Below are 18,058 nucleotides of genomic sequence, written 5' to 3'. Positions count from 1 at the left end.
GAGATACCATGGCTATTTTAGTGACTGGTGGCGCCGGCTATATCGGAAGCCATACCTGTGTGGAACTGCTGACAGCGGGTTATGATGTGGTTGTTGTAGACAACCTTTATAATTCCAGCGAGAAGGCACTGGAGAGAGTGGAGAAGATAACAGGCAGGAAGGTAAAATTCTACGAGGCAGACCTTCTGGACCAGCCGGCCCTTAAGGAAGTGTTTGACAAGGAGGATATTGATTCGGTCATCCATTTTGCAGGTCTTAAGGCAGTGGGGGAATCCGTGCGCAAGCCTCTGGAGTATTATCACAACAATATCACAGGCACCCTGATTCTCTGCGATGAGATGCGCAGCCATGGGGTCAAAAATATTGTATTCAGTTCTTCCGCTACCGTGTATGGAGATCCGGCAGAAATCCCCATCACTGAAAACTGCCCCAAGGGAGAGATTACCAATCCTTACGGACGGACCAAGGGCATGCTGGAGCAGATACTGACAGACTTACATACAGCGGATCCGGAGTGGAACGTGGTGCTGCTGCGCTACTTCAACCCCATCGGTGCCCATGAGAGCGGTCTGATTGGAGAGGATCCCAAGGGAATCCCCAACAATCTGGTTCCCTATATTGCCCAGGTGGCAGTGGGCAAACTGGACCATCTGAATGTATTTGGCGATGATTATGACACGCCGGACGGGACAGGGGTCAGGGATTACATCCATGTGGTGGACCTGGCAAAGGGCCATGTAAAGGCAGTGCAGAAGCTGCAGGACAAAGAGGGCGTCAGCATCTATAACCTGGGAACCGGAGTGGGCTACAGTGTGCTTGATGTGCTCCACGCATATGAGAAAGCCTGCGGCAAGACGTTAAAATATGAGATTCAGCCCCGCCGGGAAGGTGATGTGGCTACCTGTTATTCTGATTCTGCCAAGGCAAAGCGTGAGCTGGGCTGGGTGGCTGAGAAGGGGATTGAGGAAATGTGTGCAGATTCCTGGAAATGGCAGTCCATGAATCCCAACGGATACAGGGATTAAAGACAAATCCAAATCCCGGACAGAATCATGTTCCATTGATTTTTTCCATAACTGTGAGGCCTGCGGCCGGATTCACGCCATATGATATGGCGGGGACGGGCGCAGGCCTCTTTACAATTAGGTTTCATACATGGGGGTGTGTGAAAATAATAGTCTGAGAATATGGGACTTAACATAATAGCCTGAACTTGTGGAATCATTGAAAAGAGCATCCCTAAAAGTTCGCCGGCAAGCAAAAAGAACAAATGTTCTTTTTGCGATTGCGTTTGTCTGAATTCTGTGTTATACTATCAGAGCAAACATACGTTCTGGGTGGTGATATCATGTTGATACAGGAGAATTTAAGCGTACAGGAAAAGTTAAAGATACTTACGGATGCAGCCAAGTATGATGTGGCCTGTACATCCAGCGGGGTAAGAAGAAAGGGAAAGGCAGGCAGCATAGGAAACACTTCAGAGGCCGGAATCTGCCACAGTTTTTCAGCGGACGGCAGATGCATCTCCCTTCTCAAGATTCTGTTTACCAACCAGTGTATCTATGATTGCAAATATTGTGTGAACCGCTGTTCCAATGATGTGGTGCGGACTGCCTTTACGCCGGATGAGGTGTGTAAGCTTACCATTGAATTTTACCGCAGGAATTACATTGAGGGCCTGTTTCTGAGCTCAGGCATTCTGTATAACGCCAATCATACCATGGAGCTGATTTACGAGACTCTGCATAAACTCAGGAACCAGTGGCATTTTAACGGATATATCCATGTGAAGACCATACCGGGGGCTGACTCTGAGCTGGTGGAGCGGATGGGTTTTTTAGCTGACCGCATGAGCATTAATCTGGAGCTTCCCACGGCTGAGGGACTTAAGAATCTGGCTCCCGGGAAGACCAGGGATAAGATATTAAAGCCCATGCGTCAGGTGCAGCAGGGAATTGCGGTGTCCAGCCATCTCCTGGGATATGACAGGGAATTTAAGAAGCCTTATGCAACGGAGAGGGCTGGTTTTGCAGGCGGCGCTGCCCTGATTCGTCCGGAGCTGGCACAGCCAGGCGCCCTTTTGCCGGGAAACCATGGTTTATCCGGCGGGGGGCAGGATGGTCTGGATGATGGACAGAAGGCCGTGCAGAGCGCCGGGGGAGAAACCAGGTACCTTCCCGACTCCCGGTATGCCAGGACGCCCTTTGTGCCTGCGGGCCAGAGTACCCAGATGATTGTGGGGGCCACCCCGGAGAATGATTACCAGATGATGGCTGTCACACAGGCATTGTATGAGAATTACGGCCTTAAGAGGGTCTTTTATTCCGCTTATGTGCCGGTTAACGACGACAGCTGTCTGCCTTCCGTGACAGCCAGACCGCCTCTGTTAAGGGAACACAGGTTATACCAGGCGGACTGGCTGCTCCGGTTCTATGGATTTAAGGCTGAGGAGCTGCTGTCGGAGGAACAGCCGAATTTCAACGTATTTCTGGATCCCAAGTGCGACTGGGCCCTGCGCCACCTGGAGCTGTTCCCGGTGGAAATCAACAGGGCTTCCTACGGGGAGCTTCTCAGGGTTCCCGGCATGGGAGTAAAGTCGGTCCAGAGAATTGTAAATGCCAGAAAGCAGGGCGGACTCCGGTTCGAGGACGTAAAGAAAATGGGGGTGGTCCTGAAACGGGCCAGATATTTCATCACCTGCAACGGGCGCATGATGGAAGGCGCCAGGCTGGACCAGGATTATATTACATCCTGTCTTGTGGGAGATGAGAGGCGCAAAGCCTGGGATATTGAGAACAGGGACAGTTTCCGCCAGCTCACACTCTTTGATGACATGCATCTGGAGATGCCGGTGACAGGCGAAGACCATTATGCTTCTGTGACAGGAAGCCTGTGAGGATTGAGGAGGTGCACCATATGACGGTTTACATGTGCGAGCCATGGCTTGAGGGGATTCTCTGCGGTGTATACGATGCCTGGTCTGACCCGGCCGGCCATGAGAATGTCCGGCTGGCCGTAAAGGGAGAATATGAGGAACTGGAGCTTTTTGCAGAGTACAGGGATGTACAGATCTGTCCGGAAAAGGCGGAGAAGGTTATCCGTTCCGTGTGCGCCAAGCTCTCCCAGGAGATATACAGGAAGGTATACACCGCCTCCCTGAGCCAGGACCGGGAACGGGCGGATAAGATATACAGGTTCCTGATACAGGCCTTCCGCCACGGCCCGTCGGTACTGGACATGCTTCAGCTTCCGGCCTGCTATGATATATTCGGCCTGTGCCGGAATGTTTACAATGAAAATCATCTGCTGACAGAGTTTCTGCGATTTTCAGAGACTCCGGGAGGCATACTGGTGTCGCGTATCGGTCCGAAGAACGATATCATGACTCTTTTGGCACCTCACTTTGCAGACCGGCTGCCGGAGGAAAACTGGGTTATTTATGATGAGAACCATAAAAGGGCAGCAGTCCATCCCGCCGGACGCTCCTGGTTTCTTGTAAACCAACCCCTTGAACCGGAACAGGAGAACAGCGACCGGGGATGGAGCCGCTGGCTTAGGGAGAGGACGGACGAGGAGACTTACGAGGACATGTGGCGTATGTTCTGCGATACCATTGCCATCAGGGAACGCCGTAACCCGGTATGCCAGAGAACCCATCTGCCCCTGCGTTTCCGGCCTTATATGACGGAGTTTCAAAAGTAGGAAGGGGCAGGAGGCGCAGCGGTCCCCGGATGGTCCCCCGGGAGACATGTTATGGAAAACAGTTCAGATTGCCCCTTGTAATTTTATGTTCCATTTAGTATAGTAATTATATCTTTCATTCAAGAGGATAGGGTTCTTCCTATCCTGTCTTATATTTAAATCCGGTACGGTATCGTGCCAAAGTTCCACTGATTTATGGATGTGTATTATAGTTACCAGCAAGGTGAAAGGGGCGGATGGATGTTTACGCGAATCAACAGCGGAGGAATATGGGCTGTGGAAGGGGTCCTGGTCTCGGTGGAGGCGGATGTGTCTGATGGGCTTCCGGGATTTTCCATATCAGGACAGCTGGCTTCAGAGGTAAGGGAGTCACAGGATCGGGTCAGGACAGCCCTTAAGAATTCGGGATTTCGTCTCCCGGCTAAAAAGATAACTGTCAACCTGTCTCCGGCAGGCATACGCAAGGGAGGCACTGCCTATGACCTTCCCATTGCGGTTGCCATATTGGGCGCGTTTCAGGTGGTTGGGACAGATACGCTGGAGGACAGCATGGTAATTGGAGAACTGGGGCTGGACGGCAGGGTGAAACCTGTAAGCGGTGTGCTTTCCCTGGCAGCTATGGCCAGGGAGAAGGGTATCAAAAGATGTTTCCTGCCGATAGAAAATGTGGCGGAGGGCCTGGTAATGGAAGGGGTAGATATGGTGGGGGTGGAATCTCTGGGCCATATGGCAGGTATACTTAAGGCCACGGCTTCCATGGAACCGTGCCATGCTCCGCTTTACCGTCCGGAGAGCGGCTGTCAGAAGAAAGATGGTCTGGATTACAGGGAGGTCAACGGTCAGGCCATATTGAGGAGGGCAGCGGAGGTGGCGGCAGCCGGCATGCACGGACTGCTTTTGACCGGCAGCGCCGGAACCGGTAAAACTATGATTGCCAAAAGAATTCCAACTATCCTGCCCGGACTGACGCGTGAGGAGGACATAGAGATATCCAGAATCTACAGTATCTGCGGACTCCTGCCGGCAGGCCGTCCCTTACTGTCTGAGAGGCCGTTCAGAAGTCCCCACCACACCATAACATCCAGGGCTCTGGCAGGAGGAGGCGTCCCTCCCAGGCCAGGAGAGCTGTCTCTGGCTTCGGGAGGAGTACTTTTTTTGGATGAGCTGCCTCATTTTAGCCCTTTTGCTGTGGAAATATTGAGACAGCCTTTGGAAGAACGGAAAATTACGGTGACAAGGGTATCTGGTAATTATGAATTTCCAGCAGATTTCATGATGGTAGCAGCCATGAACCTGTGTCCATGCGGATTCTATCCGGACAGGAACCGCTGTAATTGCTCGGAGAACCAGATCAGACGATATCTGGGGCATATATCCAGGCCCATACTGGAACGGTTTGATATCTGCGCAGAGGCGTCTCCGGTTACCTTTGGGGAACTGAACCCGGCCCAGGGTGAAAATGAGGACTCTGCATCCATCCGGAAACGGGTGGAGCATGCCAGAAAACGTCAGGAACGCCGCTTTTTGGGCTCAAAGATACGTTTTAACAGCCGCATGGGTATGAAAGAGGTAGAACTGCATTGCAGCCTGGGACCCGAGGAGAAGGACTTTGCCCAACGGATATATGAGTCAGGAGGCTTCAGTGCCAGAAGGTACCACAAGGCGCTGAAGGTTGCCAGGACCATTGCCGACCTGGAGGACAGCAGGGATATAAAGAAGGAACATCTGGCAGAAGCATTGGGATACGGGGGACTGGAGGAAAAGATATGGGGATAGGGAACAGTGGGGAGCAGGAATCCAGCCGGAATGCGGTTTTCGGCCCGGAGATGGATTTAGTCAAGAGGCATGAAAAAGAATATCTGTACTGGCTCACCCGTATTCCGGGCTTTGGGGCAGTTACCATACGGCGTATATGGGAGATGGCAGGAAGCTTTGAGCGGGCGTATTATATAGAAGGAATGGAATTAAAGAAACTGGGAATCTTACAAAGCGAGGAAAAATGCCGCACGTATGACCGGTGGAAGGAACGGTTTTCCGGCATGGTCCGGGAGTATAACTGTTTACAGGAGAAGGGAATCCGTTTCGTAACGCCCCTTGACAGGGAATATCCCAAACGGCTTCTGCATATTTATGACTATCCCATGGGACTTTATGTTAAAGGAGAGCTGCCGGATGAGAAATGTCCCACCGCAGCCATCATAGGGGCCAGGAACTGTTCGGAGTACGGAAGGCAGGCAGCCGGATTTATGGGAAAGGAGCTGGCAAGAGCCGGTATACAGATTGTCAGCGGTCTGGCCCTGGGTATAGATGGGGCCGGACATGAGGGCGCATTGAACGGAAAGGGGAGGACGTATGGAGTCCTTGGGTGCGGCGTGAACATCTGTTATCCCAGGAGCAATTATTATCTGTATGAAGCGATTCCTTTTCAGGGAGGTATCCTTTCCGAGTTCGGACCGGATGAGGAACCCATGGCCAGGAACTTCCCTATGCGCAACCGTATCATAAGCGGCCTTTCGGACGTGATTCTGATAATGGAGGCCCGAAAGAAAAGCGGTTCCCTCATAACAGCCAGCCTGGGTCTGGAACAGGGGAAGGAGATATTTGCGCTGCCGGGCCGGATAACGGATGACCTGAGTGCGGGGTGTAACGAGCTTATACAGTCCGGCGCAGGGATATTGACCAGCCCTGAGGATGTGCTGGACTATATGGGCATTTTTCACGAAAAAAAGTGTATTAACCGTGAAAAAGACCAGAAGGGACTTGCCAAGATTGAAAAAATGGTGTATAGTTGCCTAGATTCCGAACCCAGACATCTGGAACAGATTATGGTGCAGACAGGACTTTCAGCAGGACGCTGCATGAGCGCCCTTCTGGAGCTGGAATTGGAAGGATTTGCAGTGAGAACATCAGGTCAGAACTACATGAAAACAATCACATAAGTGTCAGGATTTTGGATATCCTCCGGCATCCGCCGGGGTGTGTCTCCATTTTGTGAAAATAAATGAACAGCGAGTAAGGAGTTTTACAATGGCGAATTATCTGGTAATTGTGGAGTCACCAGCAAAAGTGAAAACCATCAAGAAGTTTCTGGGCGCCAACTATGAGGTAGATGCATCGGGAGGCCATGTCAGGGATCTTCCGAAGAGCCAGTTGGGATTTGATGCGGAACATGACTATGAGCCCAAGTACATTACAATCAGAGGAAAGGGAGACGTTCTGGCCAAGCTGCGCAAGGAAGTGAAGAAGGCAGACAAGATTTATCTGGCAACGGACCCTGACCGCGAGGGAGAGGCCATTTCATGGCATCTGATGAAGGCTCTTAAGCTGGATGAACTTAAGAGTAAGGATGTTTACCGCATCAGTTTTAATGAAATTACGAAGAACGCGGTAAAGGCCTCCTTCAAGACCCCTAGGGAGCTTGATATGAACCTGGTAAATGCCCAGCAGACCAGAAGAATGCTGGACCGTATGGTGGGTTACCGGATCAGTCCGCTTTTGTGGGCAAAGGTCAAGAGAGGACTGAGCGCAGGCCGTGTACAGTCCGTTGCTCTGCGGATGATTTGCGACCGCGAGGACGAAATCAATGCATTTATCCCTGAGGAATACTGGAATCTGGAGGCAGACCTTCTCCTGAAAGGGAACAAGAAGCCTTTGGTGGCAAAGTATTATGGGAACAGGGACTCCAAGGGCGGTAAGGCAGTTATCCGCAACAAGGAGGAACTGGATCAGATTCTGAGTCAGTTAGAGGGATGTAAATACGAGGTGGAGGAAGTAAAGAGAGGGGAGCGGGTAAAGAAGGCGCCCATCCCGTTTACAACCAGTACCCTGCAGCAGGAAGCCTCCAAGGTACTTAACTTTTCCACACAAAAAACCATGCGTCTGGCCCAGCAGCTCTATGAAGGCGTAGAGGTAAAAGGCAAGGGAACCCTGGGTCTTATCACCTACCTGCGTACGGATTCCACCAGAATCGCAGACGAGGCGGACACAGCGGCCAGATCATTTGTAAAGGAGCATTACGGCGAGAAATATGTTGCTCAGGGAAGCCAGGTTAAAAAAGAGGGCGTTAAGATACAGGATGCCCACGAAGCCATCCGTCCCACTGACATAACATTGACTCCTACCATTGTAAAAGAATCACTGCAAAGAGACCTGTTCCGGCTTTACCAGTTAATCTGGAAGCGGTTTACAGCCAGCCGTATGGCGCCGGCCGTATATGAGACCACTTCTGTAAAGATTGGGGCGGGCAGCCACCTGTTCACAACATCGGCTTCCAAGCTGGATTTTGAAGGCTTTATGTCCGTTTACGTGGAGGCAGACGATGAGGAAGAGAAAAATCAGGTCCTTGGCAACCTGGAAAAGGGAACCGTCCTAAAGCTGGAACAGCTGGACCCAAGCCAGCATTTCACCCAGCCTCCGGCACACTACACGGAGGCGTCCCTGGTAAAGGCGCTGGAGGAGCAGGGCATAGGCCGTCCAAGTACCTATGCTCCCACCATTACCACGATCATTGCCAGAAGATATGTGGTAAAGGAGAGCAAGAACCTCTATGTAACGGAGCTGGGGGATGTGGTAAACCGCATCATGAAGAATTCCTTCCCAAGCATCGTGGACCCTAACTTTACAGCTAACATGGAATCTCTGCTGGATAAAGTGGCAGACGGTACTGTGGCCTGGAAGACCGTTGTCAGCAACTTCTATCCTGACCTGGACGAGGCGGTTAAAACGGCTGAGAAGGAGCTGGAATCCGTAAAGATTGCGGATGAGGTATCGGATGTGGTCTGCGACCTGTGCGGGCGCCAGATGGTGATTAAGTATGGTCCTCACGGCAAATTTCTGGCATGCCCCGGATTTCCGGAGTGCAAGAACACCAAGCCCTATCTTGAAAAAATCGGTATCCCATGTCCGAAGTGCGGTAAGGAGCTGGTGCGCAGGAAGACAAAGAAGGGACGTCTCTACTATGGATGTGAGGCCAGTCCTGACTGTGACTTTATGTCCTGGCAGAAGCCTTCCACTCAGAAATGCCCGGTCTGCGGTTCTTATATGGTAGAGAAGGGAAATAAGCTTTTATGTGCCGGAGAGACCTGTGGCTACCGCATGGATAAGAGTGAAAAATAGAAAAATTTGTAAAAACAAATAGGAAAAATATCAAAATCTTAAAATAATCGAAAACTTCAAAAAACTCTTGTTATTGCTTAAAAATTGTGTTAAAATTCTATTATTAGTAGAGTATTTTTGGGTGATATACAATTTGGATAAGGAGGCTTTCGGAGATGAGTGTTCAATTGTTGGACAAAACAAGAAAAATCAACAAGCTATTGCATAACAATAATTCTCATAAAGTTGTTTTTAATGACATCTGTAAAGTTTTGAGTGAGATATTGTTATCCAATATCCTGGTAATCAGCAAGAAGGGCAAGGTTCTGGGGGTGAGCATCTGTTCTGGGGTAGATGAGATAGAGGAACTTATCGAAGACCAGGTCGGAGGTTACGTGGATAAGATGCTGAACGAACGTCTTTTAAGCGTTTTGTCCACCAAGGAGAACGTAAATCTTGCCACCCTTGGCTTTGCCGAGGAAAATGTAAGGAAGTATCAGGCCATCATCACTCCCATTGATATAGCGGGAGAGCGGCTTGGAACCCTTTTCATTTACAAGTCGGATTCCCAGTATGATATTGACGATATCATACTCAGTGAATACGGAACCACTGTGGTAGGTCTGGAGATGATGCGTTCTGTCAATGAGGAGAATGCAGAGGAGACCCGGAAGGTGCAGATTGTAAAATCAGCTATCAGCACGTTATCCTTCTCCGAACTGGAGGCTATTATCCACATATTCGAGGAGCTGGACGGAAACGAAGGCATCCTGGTAGCCAGTAAGATTGCCGACCGCGTGGGCATTACCCGGTCTGTAATTGTCAATGCGCTCCGTAAGTTTGAAAGCGCCGGTGTCATTGAATCCCGGTCCTCAGGCATGAAGGGAACCTATATCAAGGTTCTGAATGACGTGGTGTTTGATGAACTGAAGACAATCAAGGCATCCAACTCAAATTTAAAGTAGATAAAAGGTACCGGTTAAAAAGCTGTTGGCGGATAGCCGGGTAATATAGAGTCAGAACAATATATATGGCAGTTTGCAGGAAAACTTACTAAAAGTGCTTGCAAGCTGCCATATTTTGTGATATATTTGAAAGGCTGACAAAAAACACGTCTGTGGATTCTGCGGGACGGTGCCTGGCCAGCAGTTTGCCAGGTCTTCCGGGAAGTGTCAGAAGCAGACGGAAGAGCCTGAACTCCCATACGCGACGGAGCAGGCTAAAAACCAAATGGAGGTAAATAACATGAGCGTAATTTCTATGAAGCAGTTACTGGAAGCTGGTGTACATTTCGGTCACCAGACAAGGAGATGGAACCCTAAGATGGCTCCATACATCTATACCGAGAGAAACGGTATCTATATCATTGACTTACAGAAGTCCGTAGGCAAGGTAGATGAGGCTTACAAGGCCGTATCTGACATTGCTGCTGACGGCGGCACCATTCTGTTCGTAGGTACCAAGAAGCAGGCTCAGGAAGCCATCAAGGCTGAGGCAGAGCGCTGCGGAATGTACTTTGTAAACGAGAGATGGCTGGGCGGCATGCTGACCAACTTCAAGACCATCCAGAGCCGTATTGACAGACTGAAAGAAATCGAGACCATGTCTCAGGACGGAACATTCGATGTTCTTCCTAAGAAGGAAGTAATCGCCCTGAAGAAGGAGTGGGACAAGTTAGAGAGAAACCTTGGCGGAATCAAGGATATGAAGAGACTGCCAGATGCAATCTTCATCGTTGACCCGAAGAAGGAGCACATCTGCGTACAGGAAGCTCACACACTTGGTATACCGTTAATCGGTATTGTTGATACTAACTGTGATCCGGAAGAACTGGATTATGTAATTCCTGGCAATGATGATGCCATCAGAGCCGTTAAGCTGATTGTTTCCAAGATGGCTGATGCTGTTATCGAAGCAAAGCAGGGCGAAGTTTTAGAGGGCGCAATGGAAATCGAGATTCCTGCCCAGGCTTTCGAGACAGAGGCTGTTGAGGCTTAATTAAAACTTTAAAATTGGAGGAAGATGAAATGGCAGCAGTAACCGCAGCAATGGTAAAAGAGTTAAGAGAGATGACCGGAGCCGGAATGATGGACTGCAAGAAAGCTCTTGCAGCTACTGACGGTGATATGGAGAAGGCAGTAGAGTTCCTGAGAGAAAAGGGACTTGCCGGAGCAGCCAAGAAGGCCGGACGTATTGCAGCAGAAGGCATCGTAGCTACAGCAGTAGCTGCGGATGAGAAGAAGGCTGTAATCGTAGAGGTTAACGCTGAGACTGACTTTGTTGCCAAGAACGAGAAGTTCCAGACATATGTTGCAGATGTTGCAGCACAGGCGCTTACCACTTCCGCTAAGGATTTAGATGCATTCATGGAGGAGAGATGGGCTAAGGACGAGACATTGTCCGTAAAGGAAGCACTTGCTTCCCAGATTGCCATTATCGGTGAGAACATGAATATCCGTCGTTTTGAGCAGGTTGAGGAGGCAAATGGTTTTGTTGCATCCTATATCCATGCAGGCGGAAAGATTGGCGTCCTGGTAGACGTAGAGACAGATGTTGTTAACGATGACATCAAGGATATGGCTAAGAATGTGGCTATGCAGGCAGCAGCCTTAAAGCCAATGTTCACCAGCAGAGACGAAGTAAGCGCTGATTATATTGCAAAAGAGACAGAAATCCTTACAGCGGCAGCTAAGAATGAGAAGCCGGATGCCAACGATAAGATCATCGAGGGCATGGTAAAGGGTCGTATCAACAAAGAGCTGAAAGAAACCTGTCTGTTAGACCAGGTTTATGTAAAGGCAGAAGACGGCAAACAGAGCGTTTCCCAGTATGTTGCAGCTGTAGCCAAGGCTAACGGCGCATCCATCAAGGTAAAGAAGTTCATTCGTTTCGAGACCGGCGAAGGTCTGGAGAAGAAGAGCGAGGACTTTGCTGCTGAGGTAGCTAAGCAGATGGGAATGTAATTTGTTGTCAACGTCCGAATTAAAATCGACCAAATGTCCGTAAAGTTGGACATAAAAAAGGTTAAAAAAGGATAGTTTTTCATAAAAAGAGGTTCCAAGATACAATTCAAAGTATCTTGGGCCTTTTTTGTTTTGTCGGAAAATCCGAAAAAATGAAAATGAGGCCCAAAGAGAGATAAAAAATGAAAAACCGTGTTTTATGGATTCCGTGTCCGTCTCTGCCCCGAAATCTCAGCCAGAATTAGAGCGATGACATTCTGTAAGAGGAAAAAAGGAGCGGAAATGGAAACGGAAACAGCTGGATTAAGGAATAGGACATCATCATGGCAAGTTTTAGTGGTAACATCTTCGGAACAGAACATATGAATGACGAAGAAGAAATGAAAAAATGCAGTGTTTATCTTCAGGAATGCCTGTCAAAGGAAGAACTGGAGCAATTGAGGGCCGAATATAAGCATTCCCAACCAAATGTTCCCTGGTGGAAATACGTTTTCTCCAATGTCAATGTATCCTACCGGAAATAAGACCTTTAATTCTGTATCTGGATCAGAGCCGGAGACAGGCCATAGCATACAGGAGAGCAGGATGGAATTAGATAAGAAAACTTACATAGGAATCGTAACCTATACACTGAAAAGCATGCTGGAACTATCCAAGAAAGAAAAAGAGTATAGTCTTGGCTTAGATTTAATCCATTACTACAAAACAGAAATAGAACCTAAAAACATCATAACAGAAGCTGAATTCAAGTCCTTGTGTGGTGATGTAGGGATAAATCTGGTCTAAGAACCCTGAACCAGAGCCTGGAACGGAGTCAGAATCAGTCTATGATAAGGAGGGGATACGAATGAACAAATGGAAATATAAGCTTGAATCACAGGGCAGGAAGCTGCGAGAACTGCTGGACAAAGACGACACGATAACAACTATAGTGGAAATATATAACCAGATGGAAGTTTGTCTGAAATCATTGCTGAAGATGCTTGATCCAAGAGATTTAGAAGAATGGAAGTATGATATCGAAAGCATGATAGAAGATATCCAGATGGCATGCCCGGATATAGAAGATTCAGAACTGATTTATAATGACGAAGAAGCTATATTAAACAGACACATGAAGGATTTTTACGATTTATGTGACAGCATGAGAGTATGGATTGGCCTGGGAATACACCCATAAGCAGAACTATTGTTGTACCTTAATCGAAATAATTGGAGCCTTGGAGGATATACCACATGGAAGCTGGGACATTTAAAGACCTGATTGTAGAGGCCTACAAGAAATCAAAGGAAGGCAATCTCGTCGGCACCTTATATGGGGCCATATCAACCAGCAGTTTTTCTGATATCCCTGATATCGAGGAGTTCTTAAAGGTTGGGCTTACGGATATGCTGCACCTTCAATCAACTGTGACTGGCATGGAAGAAGACATATATGAAAGAACACTGGAAAACTATAAAGTGAAAGCCAGTGAGAGAACTATCTATATAAAGCTGAAAGACAAGCCAGAGCAGCCTTTTATGTATTAGAGTCTGATTCTGCATCCGTACCTAAGCCAGGAATAGGACAGAAGCGGAGCCGGCGAGTGTATGAAGGGAAACATTATGAGTGAATATAAAGTAAAAAACAGCAAGGGTGAATACTTTGTCAGCTGGGTAGAGAAGACCCCTGTATTCAACCGTAATAGCATGTTTGGGGAAAGATTTTCGGAGACTGGAGCCTCGAATCTGATCAAACTTCTTTCAGAGGAAAATATCCGTGGATGTGAGTCTGTTCCCGTATCTGCATCTGGGATATAGCCGTCACTAAGCCGGCCTAAAAGACATGCTCTATACATTTGGTGAAGAGGCCCCCCTATAGCTTTGACATCAAAAAGGTAGAAGAGAAGTAGAATACAAAGCAGGACCGAAGGAATGGGCCCTGCACAGAAGCACATTGATAACTGAACAAAGTAGAAGAAGACTATCGTTGGTTTGTTTTAGAGATATCATATCCGTTTTTGAAGTTTATGTTCGTATAGAAGATGAAAAGGCGCGATAACCGTTACACCATAAACAGACATACGGAAATAAACCTGAATAAGATTAGGTATATCTCCATGGAACATTATTACACTTATTAGCACAGTAAGAATAGCCAAGCTATCAATTAGTATTAATATGCCAAGCCAAATCGTAGAGATTGTGTTGCTTGTTTCAAAGAAGTCCTGCAAATGTTTGATCATAAAAACCACCTTTTTATTTTAGTATGACAGGGTTTCAGGTGATTAGTAAATAAAACTCTTCTATTTTATTCAGTTATCAATGAACAGTTTAGTAATCGGATATGCTAGGAGAGGTTTTGTTTTACAGTGTCTCCGTTTCCGTATCTGAACAGAGACCAGGCAGAGCCAGAAACAGAAGGGAGGTTGATGCCATATGGAATGGGATAGCTTAAGTAGTGAAGCCAAAAGAATCCTTAGCTTGATTAAGGATCCTGTCACAGGCGACTATCATCTCGATGCAAATATCTTTGTTCAATTAGGAGCGATGTTTGAAAACGGTGAAGTAAAAGAAATGATTACCCCTGAAGTGTTTGATGAGATCGTTTCGTTTACCCGCGATGATGATAAGATCATGGCTCTTGGGAACTGTGATGGCGAACTACTGATTTCTATAAAAAAGTAATAATGGATTCCTGTTTAATCCCACACCTTTGTTTATGTCCGACTTTTAGGACTTTTTGTCACTTTTAATTTGGACAATGACATTTGTTGTTGATGTGCCACTTAAAATAGGCATGTTGGCCCACAAAACAGCACCATTTTGGGGCTAAAATATCAAAAATAAGGACCTAAGGTATGTGAAAACCATACTTTGGGTCCTTTTTTTGCGCCTAAAATCTCCAGGCCCCTTGTCCCGGCATTCCCCGGGGCCATCGGCCGATTTGCCCTGCCCAGGGCCATTCTGCCGTTAAAAATAGGGAGAAGAATAAGGAGACAAAAGGCTGGAACCCCTTGTAAACAAAGGCTTTGGTGGCGGTTGGGGCTACCTGGGGCCGGAGGGCGAGGGGGAGGAAAAAGGGGGCCAGAGGGAAGGGCTATGAGAGTGCCAGAGGGCAGAAATTCTGGATGCGAAAGCAGGAGGCAGAGGGCCGGGAGGCTGCTGTCTGTTATATATGTGCTATTTTGTGGGACAATATGCCTATTTTAAATGGCACAACAACATAGACCCTTGAATTAATTAGAATTAATCCGAGTTTTTGCATTTTGAATTAGAATTAATTCAAGTTTTTGCATGTGAAAAGGGCTTTTTCGGCAAAAACTCGGATTAATTGCAAAAACTCAAATTAATAGGTGCAAAAACTCGGATTAATTCCGGAAAGGAGGATTTTCATGGAAAGACGGCAAATCAATTCCCTCTCGGGCATCGACATCCCTTCTCTTGGTATTGAGGACATCCGCTTCATGTACGGGACTGGGATAAGTGAACCAGACGGGTTTGGGAGGCAAAAGAAACGTTCCCTGCGCAATGGGGTCCAGACGCAAATCGGGGACATCAGGGAAGACCTTTGGTATCAGCTGGCGGAACAGGTCATTGGGCTGCATGGGGAGACGTGGCTCTTGGAGGCGCTGGAAGTGTGGTGCAGGGAGGAGATGCATTATCCAAGGTATGGCTTTGATTTGCACAAGGAGGCGTTGGAGCTGCACAGTCACCGGATATTCGACAGTGAGGGATGGATTGATTACATTGCATTCAATAGGAGGTTCCGGCCAGAGGTGGTGGAGGGGCGTAGGTTCCCCAGGATAAGGGTGGGCTGCTGTGATAGGGAGATAAGTGAGGCAACAGAGGAAATGCTGGAAAGAAGGGATGTCGCCCCATGCCCGAAGTGTGGTGCCTTCCGCAGCTATGAGGTAATTGAGCGCCCGGAATAGGGCACATGGAGCAAGGAGGCATATATGGATAAAACGGAGTCAAAGTATAGGGATATACAGTTTTACAGTGAAAAGAATAAGTCTTTGATGTCGGTACACAGCAAGGACGCAAAAGCATATGCAGACCTTCTGGAGGCCAGCCCCCATGTGGTGAAGTATAAATGCATCCTGCCATTGGACCCGGGTTTTATGGAAGAGGTCTCAAGGCTGGGGATACGTCCGGAATGCTTCGGGATAGCCTGGGCTTCGGACTTCTGGATTGAGAATGCGGATGGGACTACGGGTATACGGGAAGTGGTATCAGTGGCGCAGCTGGTTAAGAAATCTGCCATCCAGAAGCTGGAGCTGTCGCGCAGGTACTGGAAGCAGCTTGACGTGGATGACTGGAAAATCGTGGTCATAGACAGAGGAGGGGATGAGGTTGTTTTTTAGGATGAATGGGGAATTGTTCAAGAGGCTGATTGCCCTGGACCATGGGGCCTGGGTCATCTCCTATGACGAGCCTGGGGCGCCGCAATACATCACGGCTGCTTTCCTGGAGGCCTGTGAGAAGGTAGAGATGCCGGAGGGGTACAGGGTTGCCCTGGAGCAGGCAAAGCATCTGACAGAGGCGGAAATGAAGAGGCTTGCGTTGATTGAACCGCTGCTGGAGGATTCCATTTACATCGTTGACGGGAAATCGCGGCTGGCCATGGCAAAGAGGATTGCAGAAGAAAACGGGACCACAAGGAAACGGATACTGGGACTGTATTACAAATATCTGGCAAGGCTGGTGCTCATGGAGAAAGGGGGAAGGGAAAGAGGAAAAGATAGGGACGTAAGGAATTTTGACTGGGCCATACGGAAGTTCTATTTCAGCGCAAAGAAGATGTCCCTAAGGGATACATACGACCACATGCTGGCATCCCGGTATATGACGCCGGATGGGAAGCTGATGGAGGTAGTCCCTTCATGGTACAGCTTTGAACATTATTACTACAGGCATGGATACAGCAAGTCCATCAAGTGCAGTGTCTCCAGGGGAGGGCTCTCCAATTACCAGAGGAATAAGCGGCCATTGTATGGCTCCACCATGAGGTGGAAGGACCGGGTGGGCGCGTTCCAGATGGACGCCACCGAGGCCGACATTTACCTGGTGTCCCGGTTTGACCGTTCTGTGGTTGTGGGACGCCCCAGCATCTATATGGCAGTGGATACGGCCACACAGCTCGTTGCCGGAATTTCGTCCGTTTCCCCGTATTTATGTTCCCCGACGATATTCCCGACCAGGCACCATTGCCATTCCTGCCCAGCTGGTTTTTCTTCTGTTGATTCCATAAGTATTTATCACCTCGAACACCCTGTTTATCAATCCATTCTGTTGAAAATGACCGTCTGTTCCTTCATGGAAATCTTACCGACCTGATAGCCGTAGTCTGTCAGCTCTTTTTTGTAATTCAAGAAAGAGTGGTCTATGGGGATGCCTGCAATCTCCTGTATTTCTTCAAAAGTAAGCTTGAATGATGGGCTTCCGTTTTTCTGTACATATTCCCATAGGGTATTATATTTGCTCATTGTTCTTTATCTCCTTTTGATTTTGCAATCAGTTCACAGGCTCGCCATCGACCATTCTGACAAAACCTTCACGCCATTCCAATGCGCCTATTTTCCATCGGGTTACAGTCCATTCTTCCCGTTGGTATTTCTTCTTCATGACCGGAAGCTCTGCGTCTGCCTGTTCTTCTGTGAGGAAGCATGGGCTTTCGATTATGTCTATCTCATCTAGGTATTCATTTGTATTCCATCCATGTACCGTCCATAAGTAATCAGATATCCTACTGTTGAAATCGCCAATAACGTCTTTCTTCACAATACGGTATGTACATGGGAAATCGCAGAAGCCTTTTATATTTTTAAGATAATGCTTGGCAATATCCTCAGCTTGCTGTTCAGTATCAAATAGGCCAATGTAAAAATCCTCTGAATAATTATCATAAGATAATTCAGGGTCAGTCAATACCAGCAGATATAACATAAGCGCTCCTTTAAAAAGATGAGTCCTGATTTAATGATTGTTCTATATATTCTTTTACTGCATTTATCCCTTCAAACTTTTTATATCGGGGGAATCCATCTGTATTACATTCAGAATAAGTCAAATGGAAAATATAATATATGTCTGCGCCTCCGCCATTATCAGCCAGATACAAGACATCATCATTTGAATCACATTTGGCCACTGCCCATATCTGTTTATGATAGAGAAAATGATTCTTACCGATTTCTTTCTTTAGCTCTGCTGTAAATGTATGATTTGAGAGTGGCAGCATATGCCAGTTAAAATCATCACCATATTTATCGCTTAACTCGCAAAAGACTTCTTCTGCTGTCATATGGTATCCCTCC

21 protein-coding genes are annotated in these 18,058 nt (G+C 47.8%); 18 read left to right on the top strand and 3 right to left on the bottom strand.

Annotated features, from left to right (window positions below):
• Positions 1-8: 8 nt before the first annotated feature.
• The 18 genes from galE to CGC65_RS16490 all read left to right on the top strand — a co-directional run bounded on the left by galE (position 9) and on the right by CGC65_RS16490 (position 17,078).
• Positions 9-1,025 carry a UDP-glucose 4-epimerase GalE gene (gene galE / locus CGC65_RS16585; RefSeq protein WP_002564497.1) on the top strand — a complete coding sequence of 339 codons (1,017 nt, stop codon included), beginning with the start codon at positions 9-11 and terminating at the stop codon, positions 1,023-1,025.
• 323 nt (positions 1,026-1,348) lie between these two features.
• Positions 1,349-2,896 carry a putative DNA modification/repair radical SAM protein gene (locus tag CGC65_RS16580; protein WP_002564496.1) on the top strand — a complete coding sequence of 516 codons (1,548 nt, stop codon included), beginning with the start codon at positions 1,349-1,351 and terminating at the stop codon, positions 2,894-2,896.
• Between the two features lie 20 nt (positions 2,897-2,916).
• Positions 2,917-3,702 carry a TIGR03915 family putative DNA repair protein gene (locus CGC65_RS16575; RefSeq protein ID WP_002564495.1) on the top strand — a complete coding sequence of 262 codons (786 nt, stop codon included), beginning with the start codon at positions 2,917-2,919 and terminating at the stop codon, positions 3,700-3,702.
• Between the two features lie 240 nt (positions 3,703-3,942).
• Positions 3,943-5,478, top strand: coding sequence for a YifB family Mg chelatase-like AAA ATPase (locus CGC65_RS16570; RefSeq protein WP_002564494.1), 1,536 nt, complete (start codon positions 3,943-3,945; stop codon positions 5,476-5,478).
• Positions 5,469-6,641, top strand: a complete 1,173-nt coding sequence (gene dprA, locus CGC65_RS16565; RefSeq protein WP_002564493.1) for a DNA-processing protein DprA — start codon at positions 5,469-5,471, stop codon at positions 6,639-6,641. The genes CGC65_RS16570 and dprA overlap by 10 nt, the downstream gene beginning before the upstream one ends.
• Before the next feature lie 88 nt (positions 6,642-6,729).
• A complete protein-coding gene (topA, locus tag CGC65_RS16560) occupies positions 6,730-8,817 on the top strand; it encodes a type I DNA topoisomerase (RefSeq protein ID WP_002564492.1) in 2,088 nt (695 codons plus the stop codon).
• 155 nt (positions 8,818-8,972) lie between these two features.
• Positions 8,973-9,761: a GTP-sensing pleiotropic transcriptional regulator CodY gene (gene codY / locus CGC65_RS16555; protein ID WP_002564491.1), complete on the top strand. Its 789-nt coding sequence runs from the start codon at positions 8,973-8,975 to the stop codon at positions 9,759-9,761.
• A 280-nt stretch (positions 9,762-10,041) separates the two neighbouring features.
• Positions 10,042-10,794, top strand: coding sequence for a 30S ribosomal protein S2 (gene rpsB, locus CGC65_RS16550; protein ID WP_002564490.1), 753 nt, complete (start codon positions 10,042-10,044; stop codon positions 10,792-10,794).
• Positions 10,795-10,823: 29 nt separating this feature from the next.
• Positions 10,824-11,759: a translation elongation factor Ts gene (gene tsf, locus CGC65_RS16545; protein ID WP_002564489.1), complete on the top strand. Its 936-nt coding sequence runs from the start codon at positions 10,824-10,826 to the stop codon at positions 11,757-11,759.
• A gap of 323 nt (positions 11,760-12,082) precedes the next feature.
• Positions 12,083-12,283, top strand: a complete 201-nt coding sequence (locus tag CGC65_RS16540; RefSeq protein WP_007037518.1) for a hypothetical protein — start codon at positions 12,083-12,085, stop codon at positions 12,281-12,283.
• Positions 12,284-12,344: 61 nt separating this feature from the next.
• Complete coding sequence (locus tag CGC65_RS16535; RefSeq protein WP_007037517.1) at positions 12,345-12,545, top strand: hypothetical protein; 201 nt, start codon at positions 12,345-12,347, stop codon at positions 12,543-12,545.
• 61 nt (positions 12,546-12,606) lie between these two features.
• Positions 12,607-12,939 (top strand): hypothetical protein, encoded by a 333-nt coding sequence (locus CGC65_RS16530; RefSeq protein ID WP_007037516.1) that lies wholly within the window; start codon positions 12,607-12,609, stop codon positions 12,937-12,939.
• A gap of 56 nt (positions 12,940-12,995) precedes the next feature.
• Complete coding sequence (locus CGC65_RS16525; protein ID WP_007037515.1) at positions 12,996-13,289, top strand: hypothetical protein; 294 nt, start codon at positions 12,996-12,998, stop codon at positions 13,287-13,289.
• A gap of 60 nt (positions 13,290-13,349) precedes the next feature.
• Positions 13,350-13,559 carry a hypothetical protein gene (locus CGC65_RS16520; protein ID WP_007037514.1) on the top strand — a complete coding sequence of 70 codons (210 nt, stop codon included), beginning with the start codon at positions 13,350-13,352 and terminating at the stop codon, positions 13,557-13,559.
• Positions 13,560-14,177: 618 nt separating this feature from the next.
• Positions 14,178-14,426, top strand: coding sequence for a hypothetical protein (locus CGC65_RS16510; RefSeq protein ID WP_007037512.1), 249 nt, complete (start codon positions 14,178-14,180; stop codon positions 14,424-14,426).
• A gap of 707 nt (positions 14,427-15,133) precedes the next feature.
• Positions 15,134-15,673 carry a hypothetical protein gene (locus CGC65_RS16500; protein ID WP_002564488.1) on the top strand — a complete coding sequence of 180 codons (540 nt, stop codon included), beginning with the start codon at positions 15,134-15,136 and terminating at the stop codon, positions 15,671-15,673.
• A 24-nt stretch (positions 15,674-15,697) separates the two neighbouring features.
• Positions 15,698-16,105, top strand: coding sequence for a PDDEXK family nuclease (locus CGC65_RS16495; RefSeq protein ID WP_002564487.1), 408 nt, complete (start codon positions 15,698-15,700; stop codon positions 16,103-16,105).
• Positions 16,089-17,078 carry a hypothetical protein gene (locus CGC65_RS16490; protein ID WP_002564486.1) on the top strand — a complete coding sequence of 330 codons (990 nt, stop codon included), beginning with the start codon at positions 16,089-16,091 and terminating at the stop codon, positions 17,076-17,078. The genes CGC65_RS16495 and CGC65_RS16490 overlap by 17 nt, the downstream gene beginning before the upstream one ends.
• Here the strand turns inward: CGC65_RS16490 and CGC65_RS16485 are convergent.
• From CGC65_RS16485 to CGC65_RS16475, 3 genes are read right to left on the bottom strand one after another with little or no spacing between them, the layout of a single operon-like run.
• Complete coding sequence (locus tag CGC65_RS16485) at positions 17,021-17,227, bottom strand: hypothetical protein (RefSeq protein WP_002564485.1); 207 nt, start codon at positions 17,225-17,227, stop codon at positions 17,021-17,023. The two genes, CGC65_RS16490 and CGC65_RS16485, sit on opposite strands and share 58 nt — an antisense overlap.
• Positions 17,228-17,255: 28 nt before the next feature.
• A complete protein-coding gene (locus CGC65_RS16480) occupies positions 17,256-17,687 on the bottom strand; it encodes a hypothetical protein (RefSeq protein ID WP_002564484.1) in 432 nt (143 codons plus the stop codon).
• A 10-nt stretch (positions 17,688-17,697) separates the two neighbouring features.
• The gene (locus CGC65_RS16475) at positions 17,698-18,045 is read right to left on the bottom strand and encodes a hypothetical protein (RefSeq protein WP_002564483.1); all 348 of its coding nucleotides are present in this window, start codon (positions 18,043-18,045) and stop codon (positions 17,698-17,700) included.
• Positions 18,046-18,058: the final 13 nt, after the last annotated feature.

Source organism: Enterocloster bolteae (assembly GCF_002234575.2).
GTDB classification, from domain to species: Bacteria; Bacillota; Clostridia; order Lachnospirales; family Lachnospiraceae; genus Enterocloster; species Enterocloster bolteae.
This window is presented reverse-complemented; position numbering and strand designations above follow the sequence as displayed.